This window comes from Brucella pseudogrignonensis (genome assembly GCF_031454375.1).
Lineage (GTDB): Bacteria > Pseudomonadota > Alphaproteobacteria > Rhizobiales > Rhizobiaceae > Brucella > Brucella pseudogrignonensis_A.
In genome coordinates, this window is the sequence record NZ_JAVDQT010000005.1 from 155,335 (window position 1) to 177,270 (window position 21,936).

Consider the following 21,936-nt stretch of genomic DNA (forward strand, 5'->3'; position numbering starts at 1 on the left):
TTGCTGATTGCTGTTCAAGAGGTAAATCTCTGCTATTGATAAGTAAATGAGTGCGAAAGTTTGCGGACTGATGAGGAAAATAGATCGATGACCAATGCTACACTTGCCGAATTGCAGGCTGTCACTGCTGTGGCGCGCAACAAGGGATTTCGTGCTGCCGCGCGAGAACTTGGGGTTTCATCATCCGCATTAAGCCATGCGGTTGCAGGCTTAGAGGAGCGCCTCAGTGTCCGGCTTTTCAACCGGTCTTCGCGCAGCGTCGCCCTCACAACGGCCGGTGAGCGACTGGTCGCCGAGTTGATACCGGCTCTCAATGCCATTGATATTGCCCTCGACAATATCAGCGAAGAGGGCCCTGAGCCGACAGGCGTTCTGCGGCTCAATATGGCAATCGGTGCCGCCCGTATGCTGATGAGACCGCTCATACTTGAATATTTGCGGCTTTATCCGCGAATGGAGGTCGAGCTAATCACTGAAGGTGGTCTGATCGATGTTATTGGTGAGGGCTTTGATGCTGGTATCCGCCTCAGAGAGGCTGTATCACCTGATATGATTGCTATTCCGATCATTCCAAAAATACGCTCGGTTGTTGTTGCTTCTCCCGATTATTTTGAAGGTCACGGCATACCTCTGCATCCGCTTGATCTGATGAAGCACGATTGCATTCGCGCCAGAATGGTCAGTGGTCGCTATTACCAGTGGGAGTTCGAAAATCAGGGCGAGGAACTGCGCGTCGATGTTCCCGGTCAATTGGTTCTTGATGAAAGCGGCCTGATGCTCGAAGCTGCTCTTGCAGGTGCAGGACCGGCATATCTCTCTGAATTCGCGGTCGAACCACACCTGAGAACGGGTAAACTTATTCAGGTCCTTGATGAATGGACTCCACCTTATGATGGATTGTGTCTCTACTATCCCGGACGCAGGCATGTACCGGCCAAGCTTCGTGCATTTATCGAACTTGCCAGAAGCTATGCATCATCCTGATAAATGAAAGAAAACGGCGCTGATTATGTATGTCGGCGCCGATATCTTTCAGGTATTTCGTTCTGAGATCAGCCTGCACCTGTCAGCAAGCTGAAAAGACCCGCCAGCGCTGAAGGTTCGTCAGATGTCAGATCATAGGGACAGGCTGCTGCAAGCGTTGAAAAGGCAATCAGTCCGATAATCGCATATTTCATCGGAAACACTCCTCTTCGCAACTATGCATCAGCAAGCGTCAGCTCTACTGAAATATTGCCACGCGTCGCCTTTGAATAGGGACAATTCTGATGCGCTTCGTCGACAATTGCACGCGCAAGCGCGGGCTCAATTCCGGGCAAGTTCACCTGCAATCGGGCTTGCAGAAAATAGCCGCCTTCACTCGTGATAAGATCGACTTCCGCATCGACTGCAACGTTAGCCGGAAGACGAAGCTGGTGCTTAGCCGCGGCAAGTGTCATCGCACCAATGAAACAGGCAGACCATCCGGCGGCAAACAATTGTTCAGGATTGGTTCCTGGCTTACCAGTGCCCGGAGGTGATAGTCGCACATCAAGTGCACCATCATGACTGCGGGCAGCGCCATCACGACCACCGGTTACATGCGTTTTTCCCGTGTAGAGAACTTTTTCAATTGCAGACATAATCTTTCCTCACTTTTTGCAGCTTTGCGAGAAACATTCTCAGAAGCCGTTAACGAGAGGAAACTAGAAGAGTGCAGTGGCCTGCATATTTCAGAAAATACCTTTATTGTATCAAAGCGTAACCTGGACCTGTCGATGCAATCATTGCTCTTTTGGTAATCTGACTTCAGCAGCCAAACCACCACCAGTACGATTGTAAAGCCTGACCGTTCCGCCAATTGCGCCTGCCAGTTGCTGTGCTATTGCCAGCCCTAGTCCTGCGCCGCCTGTCTCTCTGTTGCGAGAGTGTTCAAGGCGATAAAAGGGCTGCATAGCAGCGGCCAGCTTATCGTCCGGAATGCCCCTGCCACGATCCAGAACCGTAATAACCAGATCACCGTCTGGCATCCGCTCAGCACTGATCTCCGCTGCGCCGGCAAATTTCAGTGCATTGTCAATGAAGTTGGTCAGAATTCTGCGCAAGGCGTGTGGCTTTGTGAGTGCGGTACCGATTACAGCGCCACTAACAGCAACGTTCTTGCCAGTGTCCTGATAATCAAATGCGACACTGTCAATGAATGACGACAAATCAATACGCGAGGGTTTTTCCCCGCGACCATGCGTGCTGCGCGCATAAGCAATACCGTCCTGAACAAGTTGCTCTATTTCGCGCAAATCATTGACAAGTTTGCGCTTATCCTCAGTTTCATCCGCCATATCAGCACGCAGACGCATACGCGTGATTGGCGTTTGCAGATCATGAGAAATCGCGGCCAGAATCTGCACCCGCTCCTCCAGATAGTGAGCAATTCTCTCACGCATGGCATTAAAGGCGCGCGTAGCCCTGACGACTTCTGCCGGGCCACTCTCCGCAAGAGCATCTGTCTTTTTATTAGGGTCCAGCGCATCGGCAGCAGCTGCAAAATCACTCAGAGGCCGCACTGCCAGCCGTACCGCAAACCAGACACAGATAATCAGCAACATCATTTGAAATATGAAGACATAAGGAAGCCATGCAGCGATTGGCATGACACCGCGTGGCGTGACATCGATTGTCAGCGCCTGGCCATCCGACAAAGTCAAATGTGCCTGCAATCTGCGCCCTTCACCCGGAATAGCTTCAACGCGCAGCGGATATTTATGCCCTGCCGCGTCCTCTATCCGTTCAGCAATTTCAGCGCCGCGCCCGCTCATATCCTCGACACCGGGGTCACCTGCACCAAGAACAAGCCGGTAATTGCCGCGACTAAGCCGGTCCAGCCAGTCTGGTCGTTCCTGTGCTGGCAGGCGGTCAATAATGGCAATCGATGTGGCGAGATCACTTTCCAGCGTTCCAAGCATAACTGCCTTTGCCGACATATACCGTTCAGCTGCCAGAATGCTGAAGGACAGTCCATAAGCAATAAGAAGTCCTGCAAACAAAATAAAAAAAAGCCGCGCACGCAAAGTCCGGGGCCAGACACCAAAACGCGGCTTGGAAGCTTCTGCCGTCATATACGGGGTTCCGATATCTCAATGGGCACAGAGAATACATAACCTTCAGCGCGGACAGTCTTGATATAAATCGGCTCGCGCGCATCGTCCCCCAATCTCTGCCGCAAACGGCTGACCAGAAGATCAATGGACCGGTCAAACAGTTCGGCATCGCGGCCCTGCGTCAGATTGAGTAGCTGGTCTCGGTTGAGAACCCGCTGCGGATGATCGATAAATACCCGCAGTAAACGATATTCTGCACCGCTTAACGCTACTTCTGTTCCTTCCTGATCCAGCAGGTGCCGCCCCACGGTATTCAGCCGCCAGTTGCCGAACTTAAGTAATGTTCCGGCATCGCTGATCTGAAGATTGGGAGGCAGCATACGCGTTCTGCGCAAAACTGACTTGATACGGGCCAGAAGCTCCCGCGCAGCAAAAGGCTTTGGAATATAATCGTCCGCACCCATTTCCAGTCCGATAATCCGATCCATCTCGTCATCGCGTGCGGTCAGCAGGATAACTGGCACTGCCCGGTTTTTGCCAGCGCGCAATTCCCGGCAAAGAACGAGGCCGTCATCTCCGGGCATCATAATGTCAAGAACAATCAAATCGACTGAGTTAGCCTCAAGAAAGTTTCGCATCTGACGGCCATCGGCCGAGACCGTTGCCCTGAAACCATTTTTCTTCAGATAGCTCGATACAAGCTCACGGATCTCCCGGTCATCATCGACAACCAATATATGATCGACATGCTCCATAACGACTCTTTCAATCTCATTGGTTCAGACAATTACATTTCGCGCGAAATCCTGCTGCATACAAAGCTTTTCACCAGACGCATCATAAAAAATCAGTCAGGTCTGGATCAACAATCGCGAACATGATCAGAATATCATCACGCATGATTTTTGAATGAGGACACGTCTGATGACCAGCGTCACCTCATTGCTAATCGCCATGCATTAAAGTGATTTTTATAATGCTCTCGTGTCCAATATGTTTCAGAAGTCGGTTGTATTGTATCAAACTGTATCAAAGCCGTTTTCTCTGTCAGATGACAAAACTAAAGAACTGCCAGCAGCAGATACACTGAGATACGTTTGCGACGTATCATGGAAATATGCCGGATACCCTGCCGCATCATAAGTGCCGTGTGCTGGTCGAGCTTCATCGCCGTCCAGATCCCGACATACGGTTTCAAAGGAAACGATGATGACGCTTCTTATAATTGCCTATCTGGGTGGGGTCCTGACCATCTTCAGTCCCTGCATCCTGCCTGTTCTGCCATTTGTTTTCGTACGCGCTGGACAGCCCTTTCTGCGCAGTTCACTGCCGATGCTTCTCGGCATGGCTTTAACATTTGCCCTTGTGGCCAGCCTTGCAACTGTCGGCGGAAGCTGGGTGATCAATGCCAATAGCTATGGTCGATATGCGGCCCTGCTTCTGCTTGCTCTGTTCGGAATTGGGCTGATATCCCCGCGCTTCGCACAGTTTGGCTCACAATTCATTGTCAGATTTGGCAACCGTCTGACAAACAGTGCATCATCTGGCAAAGCAAGTTCCACGGCTGGCAGCTCCTTCTTGCTCGGGATCGCTACCGGACTGTTGTGGGCACCATGCGCAGGACCAGTTCTAGGTATCATCCTCACAGGAGCCGCGTTGAACGGTGCCAGCTTTCAGACAGCTTTGTTACTGCTGGCTTTCGCAGTGGGGGCTGCGACATCGCTTGGTCTTGCCCTCAGCGTCAGTGGGAAAATCTTCACCTCAATGAAACAGCACCTCGGTATCAGTGAGGGCATTCGTAAAGCGATTGGCATTGGTGTTCTGTGTGGTGTCGCAGCGATCGGACTTGGTCTCGACACAGGACTTCTCGCACGGGTTTCCTATGCCAGCACTGCATCACTGGAACAATCAGTGCTTGATCGCTTCAACGGCCCCCAAAAAACTACCGCTCCTATTGACGACACGCAGGTATCCAGCACCACTCATGATGGCACACGTCCTTATCATAGCAATCTGCCTGATGAAGGAACTGCCCCGCCTTTGGATGGCGCGGTTGAATGGCTCAATTCTGCACCTCTTACTATGGAACAGTTACGCGGCAAGGTCATTCTGATCGATTTCTGGACTTATTCATGCATCAACTGCATTCGAACCATTCCATATGTTCGTGCATGGGCGGAAAAATATAAGGAGCAGGGGCTTGTTGTCATCGGTGTTCATACCCCTGAATTTGCATTTGAGAAGAAAATCGACAACATCAAAAAGGCAATCAGCAGCTTCAAGATTAACTATCCGGTTACGGTAGATAACGACTACAAAATCTGGCGCGCTTACAGCAATAATTATTGGCCGGCACATTACCTCATCGATGGCAATGGTCAAATCCGCTACCACCACTTTGGCGAGGGAAACTATCGCAAGACTGAGCAGGCTATTCAGGACCTGCTTCATGAAGCTGGAAGCCGTACGTCATTGGATACAACCGTTAATCCTGATGCAAAGGGAGCAGAAGCGAGCCCCGATCTGCAACATATCCGTTCGCCAGAGACGTATCTCGGCTACGAAAGAACATCGGGTTTCGCATCCTCAATTCCCATTGTTGAAGACAAGCCAAACTCTTATTCCTTCAGAAAACTTGCTCTCAATCAATGGGGTCTTTCGGGCACATGGAACGTCGGAGCCGAACAGGCAGTTCTCACCAGCCCGAACGGGATGGTCGCCTTCCGGTTCCGCGCACGCGATCTGCATCTGGTGATGGGACCATCTGCGACCTCAGAGCCGATTAGATTTCAGGTCTCTATAGACGGCAAAGCGCCGGGTGCTGATCATGGCTCGGATACAGATTCACAGGCAACGGAACAGTAACCACCACCAAACTATACCAGCTCGTCCGGCAATCGAACGACATTGAAGAGCATGAGTTTGAAATACGCTTTTTGAGCCCCGGCGTTGCCGCTTACGCTTTTACCTTCGGCTGAGTATCGGTCGATCAATCCACTTAGCGTCGCAAGTAAAAACCCCGGAGAAATGGTCTGTTCCGTTGCTCCGGGATTGCTTTTTTCCATATTACATCTGCTGCGAAATGTATGGTTTGTGATACATAAACGCTGATTACCGACATATGTGAGATACAGCAGCACTCCATTTTTCGACTGTCCATTCAGCGAAGGAGTAATTAAATTGCTAAATAAAATCCTTATGATAGGCGCTCTTATGTCATCACTCACTGGTTTCGCTTATGCAGAGCAAAAACCAACAATTGTGCTTGTGCACGGGGCATTTGCGGAATCCAACAGTTGGGATGGCGTTATCAAAGGCCTCCAAAAAGACGGCTACAGGGTTATCGGTGCGGCAAATCCTCTGCGCGGCGTCAGCAATGATGCTGATTATATTTCATCCATCGTTGGCGGAATCAAAGGGCCTATTGTTCTGGTCGGGCATTCTTACGGTGGCAGCGTCATTCCCGGCGCCGCCAATGGTCATAGTAACGTCAGAGGATTGGTCTATGTTGCAGCTTTTGCACCAGAGGCTGGTGAAAGTGCGGCGGCGTTGAGCGGCAAATTTCCGGGCAGCACTCTGGCCCCAACGTTGGCCCCGCCTGTCGAATTAACAGACGGCAGGAAGGACCTTTATATTGATCAGGAAAAATTCCACGATCAGTTTGCGGCTGACGTGCCGGTGGAGCAGGCGAATTTAATGGCTGCGGGACAGCGCCCGATCAAAGATTCCGCCCTTTCAGAACCAGCCGGGCAGCCTGCATGGAAATCAATTCCATCGTGGTTTGTTTATGGTGACAACGACAAAAACATTCCGCCTGCAGCTCAGGCATGGATGGCGGATCGAGCCAAATCCCGTAAACCATTGTCGTTGAGGGAGGTTCCCACGTGGTGATGGTGTCCCATCCCGAAATCGTATTGAAACTCATTGAGGATGCTGCAAACGCTTCCAAATAAATACCCTAAGGCGGCGCGCAGTCGCCTTTTCTAAAAGATTGAAGCGCATGAACCCGGTCTCGTTGAGACAAAAAAATCCCTGTTGCAATTGCAGCCGGGATTTATATCACTGATAATCGAGTTAGAACCTGGCCACGTCGATAACAGCCTGCGCAAAGGCCAGTGGTGCTTCCTGCGGAAGATTGTGTCCGACACCACCCTCTACATTTCGGTGTTCGTATTTTCCTGTAAACATCTTGGCATAGGATGCAGGATTTGGATGCGGTGCGCCATTGGCAGCTCCTTCCATCGTAATAGTCGGAATACTAATCTTTGGTGTGGTCGCAAGTTTTGCCTCGTAAGTGTCGAATTTCTTTTCGCCACGCGTAAGCCCCAGCCGCCAGCGATAATTATCAATCGTAATCGCTACATGATCGGGATTGTCAAAAGCCTTTGCTGTTCGATCAAAGGTCGTATTATCGAATACCCATTGCGGTGAGGCGAGTTGCCAGATGAGCTTGTTAAAATCACGCGTATTTTGCGCATAACCCCGCTGGCCCCGTTCAGTAGCAAAGTAAAACTGATACCACCATGCCAGCTCCGCTTTGGGCGGCAGAGGACTGCTGTTGGCAGCCTGGCTGCCAATAAGATAGCCACTTACTGAAACCATCGCTTTACAGCGATCCGGCCAAAGTGCCGCCATGATGTTGACCGTCCGGGCACCCCAGTCAAAGCCACCCAGAATGGCCTTTTCTATTTTCAGAGCATCCAGAAAGGCAATCATATCAACGGCAAAAGCGCTTTGCTGTCCGTTCCTGGGTGTCTTCTGCGACAGGAAACGTGTCGACCCATAGCCTCGGAGATAAGGGATAAGAACCCTATAACCTTGCTCTTTCAGTACCTCTGCCACATCGGCGTAGCTATAGATATCATAGGGCCAGCCATGAAGAAGCAGAACCGCCGGACCATCGATGGGGCCTAAATCCGCATAGCTGATTTCAAGAACGCCAGCCCTGATATGCTGCAATGGAAGTGGTGATGACCCTGGTAATTTTACACTGCCCGAGGCAGCCGTGGCATGAGCAGCTGATACAGCACCCAATTGCAGTGAAACGGCGGTGAGTGCAGCCGCACTTAATAGAAAACGTCTATTGGGATCGAAGGAATGAGGCATATGTGTTTCTCCCGAAGTTCATAATCAGAAAAAACAGCATCCATGTATCTCAGACATGTCATGATGGGGGACACTATGCGTGGAACTGTAAAGGAGCCGGAACCCGATACGTTAAAATACAAAACAGTCTTAGCTTTCCATTTTCTAAATCCGATGAACCAGGTCATCTGACCTTTTGCGGGATTAGGTTCACAATTGAAGCGTTATGGATGCCGTGAGCAAAGTTATTACGCTGCTCGAGGCTGCGACATGTGTTAATCGCTTCGCCAGATACGATTATAATCCAGCCTGAAAGGTATCTGCGCTAGGGTTTGGTGGCTGGCTGTTATCATTGGCACGACGACAAATGTTCATTCTATGGTAGATGCTTAGTGAAACAAGTTTCAATCATTATGTTGTTGATTATTCTTAGAAAAATGCTCGGTGCATACGTGCATTGTTAAATTTCCTTAGCTTAAAAAATCTTTCCTGAATGCCTGATTAACGAACCGAATTTATTGATTCAACAATACAATAAAACAATGATGAGTTATTGCGTGAACATCTAATGACTGGAAATATAAATTAACGATTACAACTTTTAACAACATTCAAATTGAGCACTTTTTCTAAGTTCATCCGATGTTCTTTTTATAAATATGTGTAATTTTTCATTTACTAACTAACGCAGCCGGATAGAATATATTTATATGTATTCATGCATGAGGGGCGACGGCATGTTATTTAGAAATAGCAATGAACTCTTTCTTAAATTTAAAGTTGCAATTCTGAGTTCTACTCTATTGGGAGTATTAACCTATCCAGTCTTCTCCCAGACACAAACTTTTTCCGGTAACGAAACTACAAACGGGCCTTTCAATGACGGTGAGCAACATTTCTTCGATAATAGTGCTCTCAATGCTGTTTCAACTGCTGCCATAAGCGGAGGTACACAACTCTTCAATCAGTCAAGTACTCTAAATGCCAGTACCGCATATGCAATCACCGATGGGGTTCAGTTTTTCTTTGACTCAAGCACTCTCAATGCCAGCGCATCCAGTGCAATCAACGGCGGCATGCAGTCTTTCACAGAGGCCAATACGCTCAATGCCACTGCGGCGGGAGCTATTAATAATGGCACACAAATTTTCAATGCAACAAGTACTTTTAACGCAAGTGCGGCGGGCGCGATCACTGGTGGCGATCAGAATTTCCACGATACCAGCTTCCTTGATGCTGGTGCGGCGGGCTCGATCAGCGGGGGCACGCAAAATTTCGCTGCGGACAGTTTCCTTAACGCCAATGCATCAGAAGCCATCAATGGCGGTGAACAGACATTCTTTAGCCAAAGCAGTCTCAATGTGAACGCGGCAGGTGCCATCATTGGAGGGCTACAATACTTCAACGAATACAGTACTCTTAACGCCAGTGCAGTCGGCTCCATCAGCGGGGGAACTCAGTATTTATACGACAATAGCTCCCTTAATGCTCGTGCAGCAGATGCTATCAATGGTGGGGCTCAATACTTTCATGCTAATGCCAGCCTTAATGCCAGCGCAGACGGCGCCATCAGTGGTGGAACCCAGATATTCATTGACTCCAGTACTCTTAACGCGAACGTAGAAGGCGCCATCAGCGGCGGGTTTCAGACATTCTATAATACCAGCACGCTCAACCTCAACGTCGCAAATTCGATCAGTGACGGTCAGCAGAGTTTTTATAACACCAGTACCCTTGAGGCAGGGTTAGCAAATGCGCTGAGTGGCGGAATCCAGTATTTCTATGAGAATAGTATTCTCAATGCCAGTGCCGGTGATGCGATAAGCGGTGGATTTCAAACCTTAAACAATAACACCGTCCTTTATGCTATGACGGCGGATGCAATCAGTGGTGGAACCCAACAATTTTATGACACCGCTATTCTCGATGCGAGTTCCGCAGATGCGATAAGCGGCGGTATGCAGATTTTTTACAGTGACAACATTCTCAGCGCCAACGCGACGGGTGCCATCAGTAACGGGGAGCAACATTTCCAGAACACAGGAATCCTGGACGCCAACACAAAAGGTGCAGTCAGCGGTGGAGCGCAATATTTTTTCGTTAATAGTATTCTCAATGCTAATGCGGCAGATGCTATTAGCGGAGGCATTCAGTATTTCTATGATACTGCTACTTTTGACGCCAGTGTAACTGATGCTTTAAGTAATGGGAAGCAAGTCTTTTTTATGAACAGCACATTGCGTGTTCTGGCCCAAAACAGCCTAACAACAACTGCCAATGTTAATTTCGATAATAAATTTGGCGGTATTGGCGGAATATTACAACTCAATGGCTATGACACCGTCGCGGGTGGCATTAACAGTCTTACTAAAGGCAGCGGCCGCATTGTAAACAATGGTGATACAAACAGCGTATTGACGATTAACACGTCACTACTGGCTCCGGCGTTCTATTCCGGAGCGATCTACGATGGATCGGGAGTTGGGTCACTTGCTATGAATGTTGCTGGAGGTCAACTGACATTCACAGGCACTGCGACACATACAGGTGGAACAGATGTTTCTGGTGGTGTGCTTCTGGTTGGCGTTCAAGGCCAAGCGGGCGGACTCGTAACGGGAACTGTGAATGTTGGACAAAATGGCATACTTGGGGGTGTTGGAACAGTCGGTACGACTACCAATCAAGGTATTATTTCTGTGGGGAGAACACCAGATAATAAGTTTAGCTCGAATGGAATATTCACGATCACCGGCGATTATATCGGTCAGAATGGCTTGGTGCTGATTGATTCCGTTTTGGGTAGTGATAATTCGTTAACAGACAAACTGGTTATAGAGGGCGATACCGCTGGAAGCTCTTCTGTCATCGTAACGAATATTGGCGGCACAGGCGAAAAGACTGTCAACGGTATCAAAATCATTGAGGTGGGTGGCGCATCAGATGGGCAATTTAGTCTGATTGGTAATTATAAAGCGAGATCAGGCCAACAAGTAGTGGTCGGCGGTGAATATGCCTATTCGCTGTTCCAGGGCGTCTCATCAGATCCGACGGATGGCAATTGGTATTTACGCTCGCAGTTTCAACCAACCGGCCCTGTAGACCCGGTTGATCCAGTCAATCCTGATCCCTTGGATCCCGTTGAGCCAGAACCGCTGTATCAGGCTGGTGTTCCGGTTTATGAAGTCTATCCGCAGGCTCTGCTTGGCTTGAACGGTGTTGCGACCTTGCAGCAGCGTACCAGCAACCGTGTCTGGTCGGGCAATGGCAATCGTGTGGTTGCACAGGGCGCTGATGCGATTGGCTCGCCTTATGCCGCCCCTGATGAAGTCGGTGCTGCAATCAACGGCAATGGCGTCTGGGGTCGCATTGAAGGTTCGCATAACCATATGGAACCGCGCTTCTCTACCTCTGATACCAATTACAACCAGAATGTCTTCAAAATGCAGGCTGGTATTGATGGCATGCTGACGGAGACCGAAAACGGCAAGCTGATTGGCGGCTTCACGGTGCATTATGCCCATGGCAAGACAAAAACCAATTCAGCCCATGGCGATGGTGATATCAGCACAGACGGCTATGGTCTTGGCGGAACGCTTACCTGGTATGGCGAGAATGGCTTTTACCTTGATGGGCAGGGTCAGGTGACGTGGTATCGCAGTGATCTTCACTCAACGACTGCCAATATAGGCCTCACCGATAACAATCATGGCTTTGGCTATGCTTTATCACTGGAAGGCGGACAGCGCTTTGCCATCAACGAAGCATGGTCACTGACACCACAGGCACAGCTGACCTATTCCAATGTTGATTTTGATGCATTCACGGATGCATTTGATGCAGATGTCAGCCTTGATCGTGGGGAAAGCTTGCAGGGTCGTCTTGGTCTGACGATTGATCATGAGAATTCATGGCAGAATGCCAATGGCATGCTGGATCGGACACGGGTGTATGGGATTGCTAATCTCTATTACGAGTTTCTCAAAGGCACGCGTGTGACTGTTGCAGAAAGCAGCTTCACGAGCCGCAATGATCGGGTATGGGGTGGACTGGGTCTTGGTGGTTCTTACAACTGGAACGATGATAAATATTCGATCTATGGCGAGGGCCTCGTCAACACCAGCCTCAACCACTTCGGTGACAGCTATGCAATCAAAGGCAATATTGGATTCAAGGTAAAGTGGTAGCACCTGATAAAGAGCAACGAGCAGAAATCCCGGACGGTTTAGGCGTCCGGGGTTATAATGATATAGAACACGTACTTTCCCAAATTTTTCAGTTTAAGTCGTCTGTCGCCACCTCAATATCTTAATGTATTCCTAAAATGATTAAATCGGAGGGGTTTAAAATTTATCCGCCTTCTGCTCTAAGCTATCTGCCGTTCTAGGTTGAGATATATGACGCCCCCGTCTTTCGATCTTCGCATACGTGTTGTTGCCGCGTTTAACGTCGGCGCATAGCATTGCGATGCTGATGAGCGCTTTGGTTTGAGTGTATCCAGTGTTATCCGTTGGCGTATCCCGCAATTCCAGCAGGGAGGTGTTCGGCCCGATATCCTTTGTGACTGCCGAAATTCTTTCAAAGCGGGAGCTTATGCTGATCTGACCAAGACCCGGCTCAGCCTGCGTCGGGATGGTTCTTTTTTGAACTTAACGATGAGTTGTCTGCCTAAGGTGTCGTAATCAGCAAGTTGTTATTGCTTCGCTTTTTTGTTAGGCACGAACAAAAGCGCAAATAAAGATTGGCCGTGCGATCGAACCAGTCCGTCCAAATGTTCTGGAAAAGCAGTATGCTGGCTCGAGGACAACCCGATCACGACCCAGCGGCGGTTTTCATCTTCAAGACCTGGACGGCGACCAATGTGGCCCGTCTTCATGTGCGGCGCCGCAAGGGTTGGCTATTTTAGGTGGGGTTCCCTTACGGTCGCTGCAACGGCCGCATGCGTTGAGGGGCTGTGCAACGCAGGAATGTTGCTCAAGTTTTTGTTCCGGCATTGAAAACAGGCAATATTGTCATGCTCTATAATCGGTCCAGCATTAAACAGCCTGGATCTACGCAGTCGACATCAGAATGATGTTCCTGCCGCTCTGCAGCTCAGACTTCAACCCTATCGAAAAGGCATTGTTACGTAAGGCTTAAGAGAAAATTGCCACTAGGCTTTAAGATCGCAATGGAAAGCTGGTTAATCTCGAGGGAATCCCAGAATGCAAAAATACTTCAATTTGTGTGGTTGCGATCCAATATGAAAAAGAAGCGCTATAAACCAATTAGAAATGCCGTCGGTTTCAAATTAGAGTGCATGCTCTTTAATACTGGGATGCCTTAAATTTAGCTTGCTGCCTATTTTCTAGGCATCTAAAGGCTGGCATGGCATCGTTGCGTAGTTGGCGTCTAGCTATTCTTGCTTGCGCTTACCCAATTAGAAGCCATTTTCAGCGGCTAATTCACTAAACAAGCTCGTGCTCATCAGGGAAGTGTGAAACTGGCACGACATTTGCTTTGTATATTTCAGATGTAACGGCAGCCTCCAAAGCCGCCGTTAAAAAGTTAATGATTTGATATAAAGAGACTAGGCGATGACCAAATATAAGCTCGAATACATATGGCTCGACGGCTTTACTCCGACACCTGGCTTGCGTGGCAAAACACAGGTGAAGGAATATGATGCGTTTCCAACGCTTGAACAATTGCCGTTTTGGGGTTTTGATGGTTCGTCGACCATGCAGGCAGAGGGGCGCAGCTCTGATTGTGTGCTAAAGCCTGTTGCCGTTTATCCCGATCCAGCACGGTCGAATGGTGTCCTTGTCATGTGCGAAGTCATGATGCCAGATGGCGTTACACCGCACGTTTCCAACAGCCGCGCGACGATTCTTGAAGATGAAGATGCATGGTTCGGTTTTGAGCAGGAGTATTTTTTCTATCAGAATGGTCGCCCTCTCGGATTTCCTGAACAAGGTTATCCTGCTCCACAAGGGCCATACTATTGTGGTGTAGGATCCAACAGTGTTGGACCAATCGCGCGCCAGATCGTCGAAGAGCATTTAGATCTTTGCCTGGCCGCTGGGATTAATCATGAGGGCATCAATGCCGAAGTGGCTAAGGGTCAGTGGGAGTTTCAGATTTTTGGCAAGGGCTCGAAAAATGCGGCTGACCAGATGTGGATGGCTCGCTATTTGTTACAGCGTCTGACCGAGAAGTATGGCATTGATATTGAATACCACTGCAAGCCGCTCGGTGATACGGATTGGAATGGTTCGGGTATGCATTGCAACTTCTCAACGCAACACATGCGTGAAGTTGGGGGCAAAGATTATTTCGAAGCCTTAATGAAGCAGTTCGAAAAAAACCTTAATGAGCATATTGAGGTTTATGGCCCGGATAATCACATGCGGCTTACCGGCAAACACGAAACAGCTCCGTGGAATAAGTTTTCCTACGGCGTTGCAGATCGTGGCGCATCTATCCGTGTTCCTCACTCCTTTGTTAAGAACGATTATAGAGGCTATCTGGAGGACCGTCGCCCAAATTCACAGGGTTGCCCGTATCAGATAGCTTCGCAGGTTCTCAAAACTATTTCTGAAGTTCCAACACCTGAAGCTGAATCGTTGGCGGCTTAATTATAGTCAATATTTTCTATGTGCATCAATGGTCAGTTGATGCACATAGTTCCGTTTCGACAGCAGCTGCATAAAAATTCACCTAGAAAGTGATAGATACGCTGGTGTGAGCCGCCTTTGCTCCATCTAGGATCCCGTCTTAAGTAGGCTTGCTCTGGTGCTGATTTGATAGAGCGAAGCGGAAACGCTGTATTGCCTTACGGCAAGGAATGGCGCTGTAGTTCATCAGCAGCGTTTAACGACATTTTTCCGAAGACGAACCGTCGTGCCGCCTTACAACGGAAGCGGTATTAAGTCATATGCAAGGCGGTATTAGAGCTGTTCCGTTATACCGTAGCGGATGCGTTTGACGACCGTCACAATCAAAAGCAGACAAAGCACTGGCTGCACCCAGAATGCCCAATCCGGTAAAGCGCCATCAATAGCGACCCACGCGCCAAGCACGCCGAAAAATACAGCGCGGTCGCTCTTGCCCATCGGCCCATCATAACGGCGGCTTGATCCGAGTGAGGCTGCCGTCACGCCGACAAATTCAGTCAGCGTTGAGATAAAGATAATCGCGAAAATCCAGAATGCGGAAAACGGCGCGATGATCGCAAAAGGTGCATAGAGCGCGGTATCAGAAATCACGTCGCCAATCTCGTTGAGATAGGCACCGAGCATGGATTTTTGACTATGCTCGCGTGCCAGCATTCCATCAACCGCATTCAGCGCCATGCGCAGAAATAGCCAGACCGGCACCAGCGCAAACCAGATCGCATTCCCGTTCAGGCAAAGAAAAGCACCAAGAGCAATAGAAACCAATGCAGCGACTACCGTCACCTGATTGGCTGTCACGCCCTTTGCTGCGAGTCGCACGACAAGCGGTCGCAATAAGTTCTGAAAGCGGGATTTCAATTGGTAGACAGACATAAGAACCCTTCAGAAATGACGATTAATTAGAAATCAGCTATTTGCGAGCAGCTTTAGCTCGTTTATTCAAATATTATATTCTACTCAATAATTATTGGGGAGAAGAAGTTAGAAGGCTTACTGAGAGGAGTGGGAATGAACCAGCGTGCAGGACTGACGGGGCATGAAGCCGCATCACATCGTGAAGCGCAGGAATCCCATTTCGTCACCCATGATGGTACTTCGCTGTTCTATCGTTTCTGGCCTGCGCTGTCTGAAAAGCCCAAAGGCGTGATCGTGCTGCTGCATCGCGGGCACGAGCATAGCGGGCGAGTGAGCCATCTCGTTGATGAGCTTGGTCTTGATGATTATGCCTTCTATGCCTGGGATGCACGCGGTCACGGAAACTCGCCCGGCGTACGCGGCTTTTCACCATCCTTTGGCGCGTCGGTCCGCGACCTCGATAGTTTCGTTGCCTATATTCGCAATGAAACCGGGGTAAAAAACGAAGATGTGGCGTTGATTGCGCAGAGTGTCGGCGCGGTTCTCGCGGCCGCATGGGTGCATGGCTATGCGCCCAATATCCGCGCATTGGTCATGGCGTCGCCTGCTTTTGACATCAAACTTTATGTGCCTCTCGCAAAAGAGGGCATCGCGCTCTGGCAGAAGCTCAAGGGCACGTTCTATGTCAATTCCTATGTCAAGCCGCAGTTTCTGACCCATGATAGGGAGCGGATTGAATCCTATCGCACCGATCCGCTGATTACGCGTCCCATTGCCTCGCATATTCTGCTTCAGCTTTATGAAGCAGCAAAGCGTGTGGTGGATGATGCTAGGGCAATTACCGTTCCAACGCAGTTGCTCATTTCCGGCAGCGATTTTGTCGTGCGGCCGACGCCACAGCATCGCTTTTTTGAAAACCTCGGCAGCCGCATCAAAGAGCGCCATGTGCTCAAAGGTTTTTACCATGACACGCTCGGCGAACGCGACCGCAAACCAGCGCTCACACTGATCCAAGATTTCATCGAGGCGCGTTTTGCAGAGGCGCCACAGCGCGCTGATCTGACGGATGCGCATATTGCAGGCCACACCCGCGACGAGGCCGACAAACTATCCAGCCCGCTGCCACTGCTTTCACCACGCGGGCTTTACTGGGCGTCAACGCGTGCTTCCATCGGCTTTGGCTCGCTTTTATCGAATGGACTGAGTGTTGGTCGTCGCACCGGCTTTGATTCGGGTTCCACGCTCGATTATGTCTATGAAAACGAAGCGCGTGGCTTAGGCCCCGGCGGCAAACTCATCGATAAACAGTTTCTGGAAGCCATTGGCTGGCGCGGCATTCGCCAGCGCAAGGTGCATCTTGAGGAACTGATCCGACATGCGATCCGGCGGCTCGAAAGCGAAGGTCGCTCGACCAATATCCTCGACATTGCCTGCGGTCATGGCCGTTATGTGATTGATGCGGTGGTGCGTGCCGGCGAATTGCCGAACAACATTCATCTGCGCGATTATTCGCCGATCAATGTGCTGGCCGGGCGCAAGCTCATCAAAGAGCGCGGGCTTGAGGCCATTGCTCATATGGAAGAAGGCGACGCCTTTGACGACGAAAGCCTTGCAAGCATCACGCCGCAGCCAGACCTTGCGATTGTATCGGGGCTTTATGAGCTGTTTTCGGATAACGCATTGATCAACCGTTCTCTTTCTGGACTCGCCCGTGTGCAAAAGCCCGGTTCGCTGCTCATTTATACCAACCAGCCATGGCACCCGCAGCTTGAAATGATTGCGCGGGCGCTCACGTCACATCGCGGCGGACAGGCATGGGTGATGCGCCGCCGCACCCAAGGCGAAATGGATCAGCTTGTTGAAAAGGCAGGCTATCGCAAGATCGAACAGCGCATTGATCAATGGGGCATTTTCACTGTCTCGATCGCCGAACGCATCGGAGACGACGCAGCGTGATCACACGACCGGCAGGCCACGATGGTTTCTCACGGCGGGCTGTCATCCGCCGTGCAATCCTCTGGCTGCTGTTTCTCGGCCCCTTTTTCTATCTGACCTACGGCACCGCCAACTGGCTCGCATCGCTCCATCATGATGTGCCAAACCTCGCTTTCAACTGGGAAGGCTATATTCCCTTTATCGCGTGGAGCATCATTCCCTACTGGTCGGTCAATCTGTTTTACGCAATTGCGCTGTTCATCAATGACAGCCCGGAACAGGTAGACAGACTGGCAAAACGTTATCTCACAGCACAGATCATCGCTGTTCTGTGTTTCGTTGCCTTTCCGCTGACAGCCACGTTTGTGAAGCCTGAAACATCCGGTCTTCCGGGTTTTATGTTCGATGTGCTGGGCGGGTTCGACAAACCCTTCAACCAGGCACCCTCGCTGCATATTGCGCTGCTGATTATCATCTGGGATCAGATGCGCCGCGTGATGAGCTTTGGACTGCGTGTGGTCTGGCATGTCTGGTGTCTGCTGATCGGATTATCGGTGCTAACCACCTATCAGCATCATGCGGTTGATATTCCGGCAGGCGCTTTGCTCGGGCTGTTTGCTCTGTGGCTTTTCCCGCGCAACACGCCATCGCCTTTGGCAGAGTTTCATTTCACATCAGACCCGAAATCCAGACGGATTGGTCTTTATTATCTGGCCGGCACAGCTCTGTTTCTCGCACTCGCTGTTCATGGCCTCAGCATTACCGGCTATGCCATTTTCTGGCTCTGGCCTGCAACCGCACTTGCAATCGTGGCACTGGGTTATTTCGGTGCCGATGCAACCATTTTTGAGAAACAAACTGACGGCTCGGTCAATTTTGCCAGCCGCCTTTTGCTCTGGCCTTACCGCTTCTTTGCCCGGCTTAATATCCGCTACTGGACACGCAAACTTCCATCCCATGTCGAGATTGGCGACAATGTTTTCTTAGGGCGTTTTCCAAATGCTACAGAAGTAAATGCCTTTACCACCGTCATTGACCTTGCAGCCGAAATGGTGCCGCCAAGTCATAGCGGTGACTGGAAAAGCTACAGCACGCTTGATCTGATCGCTCCCTCAGTTGAAAAAGTGCGGCTGGCATCAGAGGCTGTTGAGGTCGCGCGCCATCACGGTCCAGTGCTCATCTGTTGCGCGCTGGGCTTTCAGCGCAGCGCCACCGTTGCAGCCCACTGGCTTATCAAAACAGGGCGTGTGAACAACCGGCGCGAGGCCGAAGTGCTGATCCGGGCTAAAGGCTGGCCGGTGCATCTCCATGCAAATGAGGCGCATCAATGAATGCACAAGCATCAGGCATCGCGGCAAGTTTGCAGCGCACCGCCTATCTTGGCATTGCACTGGCCGTATTGATGCTGGCAATCGCACCGTTTTTGCGTGCCGTCCATGATCTCACGTTCTGGCTGGTGTGGCCGGTTCTGCTTTTGAGCACACTAATCGCTCTTGGAATTGCAGCGCATCTGCTTTTTGATGCCGTACTTTTCCGGCTTGTGGCCGCAAATCCTGTTGAAGAAGCGGGACTCATCGAACTCGACAGAACCCTCGCAAAAATGGGCCTGCGTGAAGCAATCGGCGCCACTCGCCCGCTCGTCGAACGGATAGCCGGTTCCAGGCGCATCATCATGCGGCTGCGGTTTTTTCTGATACTGGCAATCGTGCTGTTCTTTCTTCTGGCCTTCGTGCCACATGGTCAGGGACTTTGATATGCGGGAACTGATCCACCATCAGGTGCAATCGATTTTTGGCTCGTTTCTGGCGATCCTCTCACGCGGGATTACCGGCGTGCGGCCCATCTGGAGCGGAACTGGCCCCTCGCGCAACCAGCGCATCTATTTTGCCAACCACACCAGCCATGGTGATTTCATTTTGCTTTCCTCCTGTCTTAACCAGGAAGAGCGCGCCCGGACCCGTGCTGTCGCTGGTGCCGATTACTGGCGCGGCAATGCAGTGCGCCAGTTCATGGCTGAAGTGCTGCTGCGCACCGTGCTTGTCGAACGCAACTGGGTAGAACGCACGCAAGACCCGATGGAAGTGATGTTGAAAGCGCTCGCCGATGGTCATTCACTCATCATTTTTCCCGAAGGCACACGCAATATGAGTGATGAAGCGCTGTTGCGTTTTCGGTCCGGCATCTACAACCTTGCGCTGGCGCGACCGGATGTCGAACTGGTGCCATGCTGGATTGAAAACATGTCACGTGTGCTGCCAAAAGGCGCAATGCTGCCGGTGCCGCTGCTTTGCCGCGTCATTTTCGGTGCGCCGGTTCAACTTTATGCGGGCGAAGATCGCAGGGATTTCTTGACCCGCGCCCGCCAAAGCCTTCTCGATATTCAGCCCCAGAACGGTAATGCGTCATGAGCGAAACAACCCAGCTTTTTCTTGGCCTCATGGGCGTTCTGGTTACAGCCAGCACTGTTGCCGGTGTATTGTCATGGCGCGCACCAAAGCCGCTTTCATCCACACTGATTAACCTCAATGCCCGCATCAAAGCATGGTGGATCATGGTCGGCGCCATGTGCATCTCCTTCCTGTTCGGTAAAGGCGGCGTGATCGTGCTGTTTGCGCTCATTTCTTTCGCATCCTTGCGCGAATATGCAACGCTGACACAAACCCGCCGCGCTGATCACCGTGTCTTGCTCGGCATGTTTCTACTGGTCATTCCAGTACAGTATTATCTGATCTGGACCGACTGGTATGGCCTCTATTCCATCTTCATCCCGGTCTATTGCTTCCTCGCCATGCCGGTGCTGACAGCGCTTTCCGGTGATACATCGCGCTTTCTCGAACGCATCAGTGAACAGCAATGGGGCATCATGCTCTCGGTCTATTGCATCAGCCATGTTCCAGCGCTGATGACGCTGGATATTCCAGGCTATGAAGGAAAAGAACTACTGCTCATTGCATTTTTGGTTGCAACTGTTCAGGGCAGCGACGTGTTGCAATATATATTCGGCAAGCTATTCGGCAAACACCGCATTGCTCCCAATATCTCTCCGTCCAAGACATGGGAAGGGTTTGTCGGTGGGATAGCCGCCGCCTCGCTGCTGGGTGCTGGGCTTGCATGGCTTACACCTTTTTCGCCCGTTCAGGCGGGTGTGCTTGCCGCAGCTGTCTGCATTATGGGCTTTTTTGGCGGGCTCGTCGCATCGGCCATCAAGCGTGATCGCGGGGTAAAAGATTGGGGCCATATGATTGAAGGTCATGGCGGTATGCTCGACCGCGCTGACAGCCTTGTTTTCTCAGCGCCCGTCTTCTTTCATATCGTTCGTTATGTCTGGACCTAATAGAGTGGGGCGAGTGCTTAAAGCGGTTTTTTGAATAAGATACGCGAAAGCTATCCTAACCAGCGGCGTCCAAATTGCATGTGTATTGCACGCCTTGAGTTGTAAGGAATATCTGGTTCATATTTTCAAAAGATATTTCATATCCCTGCTCCCCCTTGAATAAATTGAGGGGGGTGGAGCTAACTCTTTCAAAAATGCGCTCTTTACTGAAAGCATTGAGTATCAAGCTATCTGGCTTATCCTGCGCAATAATAATCTCAATGGCATTATCATGGTTGCAGATATAAGAATAACGATCTTCATCGATATTTGCGAATGCGACACCCGGCATGAGTAACAAAAGTGCAATTATGTACTGGTGCATCATACATTACCTCAAAGTCGGACAAATGGAGCCTGTTCTATATCTTCTACAACAATATCTGCATAGACGAGATAGCGTAGCGGCCCTTGCGTGACGGCATCAAAAGGGTAACACGTTGCAAGAACGAGATGCGATCCTGATGCATGAATATCAATTTGCGCCTCGTCCCAGCGCGTGATTGTCATATGGGTGGTGCGGTAGGTATATGTCGTTCCGTCATTGCGCGTAACACGGATAAGGTCTCCTTTTTCAATATCTTTCAGAAAAGCAAAATGCGTATCACGATGCGCTGCATAGACTGCGGTTCCACGATCACCGGCCTGCGGCGTGCTTTGTAAATGGCCGGGACCAAAGGCAAGAGATTGTCCACTCACATCACGCAGAGCAATAGCGGACATTTCCAATCGTGGCGCTTCGATACGTGCAACCGGCCACGTATCAGCCCAACTCCATGGTTTGACCTCATCGCCAGAGTTGATGCTCTGTGAAAAAGCTCGTTCCAGAAGAATTTGTGCCGCATAGGCCTTTACATGGATCCAAAGCCCTTGGCTGAAAAGAACAAGACCAGAGATCATTATGATGATCGAAACAAGCCTCATAGGAGCGCGCAACATAGCGCGCTCTGTTAGTTTG

General features: G+C 50.4%; 17 protein-coding genes and 2 pseudogenes. 10 read left to right on the plus strand and 9 right to left on the minus strand.

From position 1 onward, the window contains the following. Nucleotides 1–87: 87 nt before the first annotated feature. A complete protein-coding gene (locus J2782_RS15440; protein WP_310014138.1) occupies nucleotides 88–984 on the plus strand; it encodes a LysR family transcriptional regulator in 897 nt (298 codons plus the stop codon). Between the two features lie 68 nt (nucleotides 985–1,052). On the opposite strand, the gene J2782_RS15445 is transcribed toward J2782_RS15440, so the two are convergent. The 4 genes from J2782_RS15445 to J2782_RS15460 all read right to left on the minus strand — a co-directional run bounded on the left by J2782_RS15445 (nucleotide 1,053) and on the right by J2782_RS15460 (nucleotide 3,832). Further along, the gene (locus J2782_RS15445) at nucleotides 1,053–1,178 is read right to left on the minus strand and encodes a hypothetical protein (RefSeq protein ID WP_310014140.1); all 126 of its coding nucleotides are present in this window, start codon (nucleotides 1,176–1,178) and stop codon (nucleotides 1,053–1,055) included. Between the two features lie 21 nt (nucleotides 1,179–1,199). Continuing rightward, nucleotides 1,200–1,622 (minus strand): organic hydroperoxide resistance protein, encoded by a 423-nt coding sequence (locus tag J2782_RS15450; RefSeq protein WP_310014141.1) that lies wholly within the window; start codon nucleotides 1,620–1,622, stop codon nucleotides 1,200–1,202. Between the two features lie 141 nt (nucleotides 1,623–1,763). Then, nucleotides 1,764–3,095, minus strand: coding sequence for a sensor histidine kinase (locus J2782_RS15455; RefSeq protein ID WP_310014143.1), 1,332 nt, complete (start codon nucleotides 3,093–3,095; stop codon nucleotides 1,764–1,766). Then, nucleotides 3,092–3,832, minus strand: a complete 741-nt coding sequence (locus J2782_RS15460; RefSeq protein WP_310014144.1) for a response regulator — start codon at nucleotides 3,830–3,832, stop codon at nucleotides 3,092–3,094. The genes J2782_RS15455 and J2782_RS15460 overlap by 4 nt, the downstream gene beginning before the upstream one ends. A gap of 454 nt (nucleotides 3,833–4,286) precedes the next feature. Here J2782_RS15460 and J2782_RS15465 point away from each other — a divergent pair. After that, a pseudogene (locus J2782_RS15465) lies at nucleotides 4,287–6,055 on the plus strand (cytochrome c biogenesis protein DipZ). A 220-nt stretch (nucleotides 6,056–6,275) separates the two neighbouring features. After that, a pseudogene (locus J2782_RS15470) lies at nucleotides 6,276–7,030 on the plus strand (alpha/beta fold hydrolase). Nucleotides 7,031–7,151: 121 nt separating this feature from the next. On the opposite strand, the gene J2782_RS15475 reads toward J2782_RS15470, so the two are convergent. Beyond that, nucleotides 7,152–8,183: an alpha/beta fold hydrolase gene (locus J2782_RS15475; RefSeq protein ID WP_310014145.1), complete on the minus strand. Its 1,032-nt coding sequence runs from the start codon at nucleotides 8,181–8,183 to the stop codon at nucleotides 7,152–7,154. A 1,055-nt stretch (nucleotides 8,184–9,238) separates the two neighbouring features. Between J2782_RS15475 and J2782_RS15480 the strand changes: the two genes are divergently transcribed. Then, entirely contained in the window at nucleotides 9,239–12,346 is a 3,108-nt protein-coding gene (locus tag J2782_RS15480; protein WP_310014147.1) for an autotransporter family protein, read from the plus strand. 506 nt (nucleotides 12,347–12,852) lie between these two features. On the opposite strand, the gene J2782_RS22885 is transcribed toward J2782_RS15480, so the two are convergent. Next, nucleotides 12,853–13,035 carry a hypothetical protein gene (locus tag J2782_RS22885; protein ID WP_404989656.1) on the minus strand — a complete coding sequence of 61 codons (183 nt, stop codon included), beginning with the start codon at nucleotides 13,033–13,035 and terminating at the stop codon, nucleotides 12,853–12,855. 700 nt (nucleotides 13,036–13,735) lie between these two features. Between J2782_RS22885 and J2782_RS15490 the strand changes: the two genes are divergently transcribed. After that, nucleotides 13,736–14,776, plus strand: coding sequence for a glutamine synthetase beta-grasp domain-containing protein (locus J2782_RS15490; RefSeq protein WP_310014149.1), 1,041 nt, complete (start codon nucleotides 13,736–13,738; stop codon nucleotides 14,774–14,776). Nucleotides 14,777–15,088: 312 nt separating this feature from the next. Here the strand turns inward: J2782_RS15490 and J2782_RS15495 are convergent, their stop codons facing one another. Then, nucleotides 15,089–15,688 carry a CDP-alcohol phosphatidyltransferase family protein gene (locus J2782_RS15495; protein ID WP_310014151.1) on the minus strand — a complete coding sequence of 200 codons (600 nt, stop codon included), beginning with the start codon at nucleotides 15,686–15,688 and terminating at the stop codon, nucleotides 15,089–15,091. 135 nt (nucleotides 15,689–15,823) lie between these two features. Between J2782_RS15495 and J2782_RS15500 the strand changes: the two genes are divergently transcribed. From J2782_RS15500 to J2782_RS15520, 5 genes are read left to right on the plus strand one after another with little or no spacing between them, the layout of a single operon-like run. Further along, nucleotides 15,824–17,626: a bifunctional alpha/beta hydrolase/class I SAM-dependent methyltransferase gene (locus J2782_RS15500; protein WP_310014153.1), complete on the plus strand. Its 1,803-nt coding sequence runs from the start codon at nucleotides 15,824–15,826 to the stop codon at nucleotides 17,624–17,626. Next, nucleotides 17,623–18,936: a phosphatase PAP2/dual specificity phosphatase family protein gene (locus tag J2782_RS15505; RefSeq protein ID WP_310014155.1), complete on the plus strand. Its 1,314-nt coding sequence runs from the start codon at nucleotides 17,623–17,625 to the stop codon at nucleotides 18,934–18,936. Before J2782_RS15500 ends, J2782_RS15505 begins: the two co-directional genes overlap by 4 nt. Continuing rightward, a complete protein-coding gene (locus J2782_RS15510; RefSeq protein ID WP_310014157.1) occupies nucleotides 18,933–19,358 on the plus strand; it encodes a hypothetical protein in 426 nt (141 codons plus the stop codon). The genes J2782_RS15505 and J2782_RS15510 overlap by 4 nt, the downstream gene beginning before the upstream one ends. Before the next feature lies 1 nt (nucleotide 19,359). Then, complete coding sequence (locus J2782_RS15515) at nucleotides 19,360–20,013, plus strand: lysophospholipid acyltransferase family protein (RefSeq protein WP_310014159.1); 654 nt, start codon at nucleotides 19,360–19,362, stop codon at nucleotides 20,011–20,013. After that, complete coding sequence (locus J2782_RS15520; protein ID WP_310014162.1) at nucleotides 20,010–20,939, plus strand: phosphatidate cytidylyltransferase; 930 nt, start codon at nucleotides 20,010–20,012, stop codon at nucleotides 20,937–20,939. Before J2782_RS15515 ends, J2782_RS15520 begins: the two co-directional genes overlap by 4 nt. A 55-nt stretch (nucleotides 20,940–20,994) precedes the next feature. Here the strand turns inward: J2782_RS15520 and J2782_RS15525 are convergent, their stop codons facing one another. Continuing rightward, the gene (locus tag J2782_RS15525; protein WP_310014167.1) at nucleotides 20,995–21,306 is read right to left on the minus strand and encodes a hypothetical protein; all 312 of its coding nucleotides are present in this window, start codon (nucleotides 21,304–21,306) and stop codon (nucleotides 20,995–20,997) included. A gap of 8 nt (nucleotides 21,307–21,314) precedes the next feature. Next, complete coding sequence (locus tag J2782_RS15530) at nucleotides 21,315–21,917, minus strand: class GN sortase (RefSeq protein WP_404989659.1); 603 nt, start codon at nucleotides 21,915–21,917, stop codon at nucleotides 21,315–21,317. Between the last annotated feature and the right edge of the window lie 19 nt (nucleotides 21,918–21,936).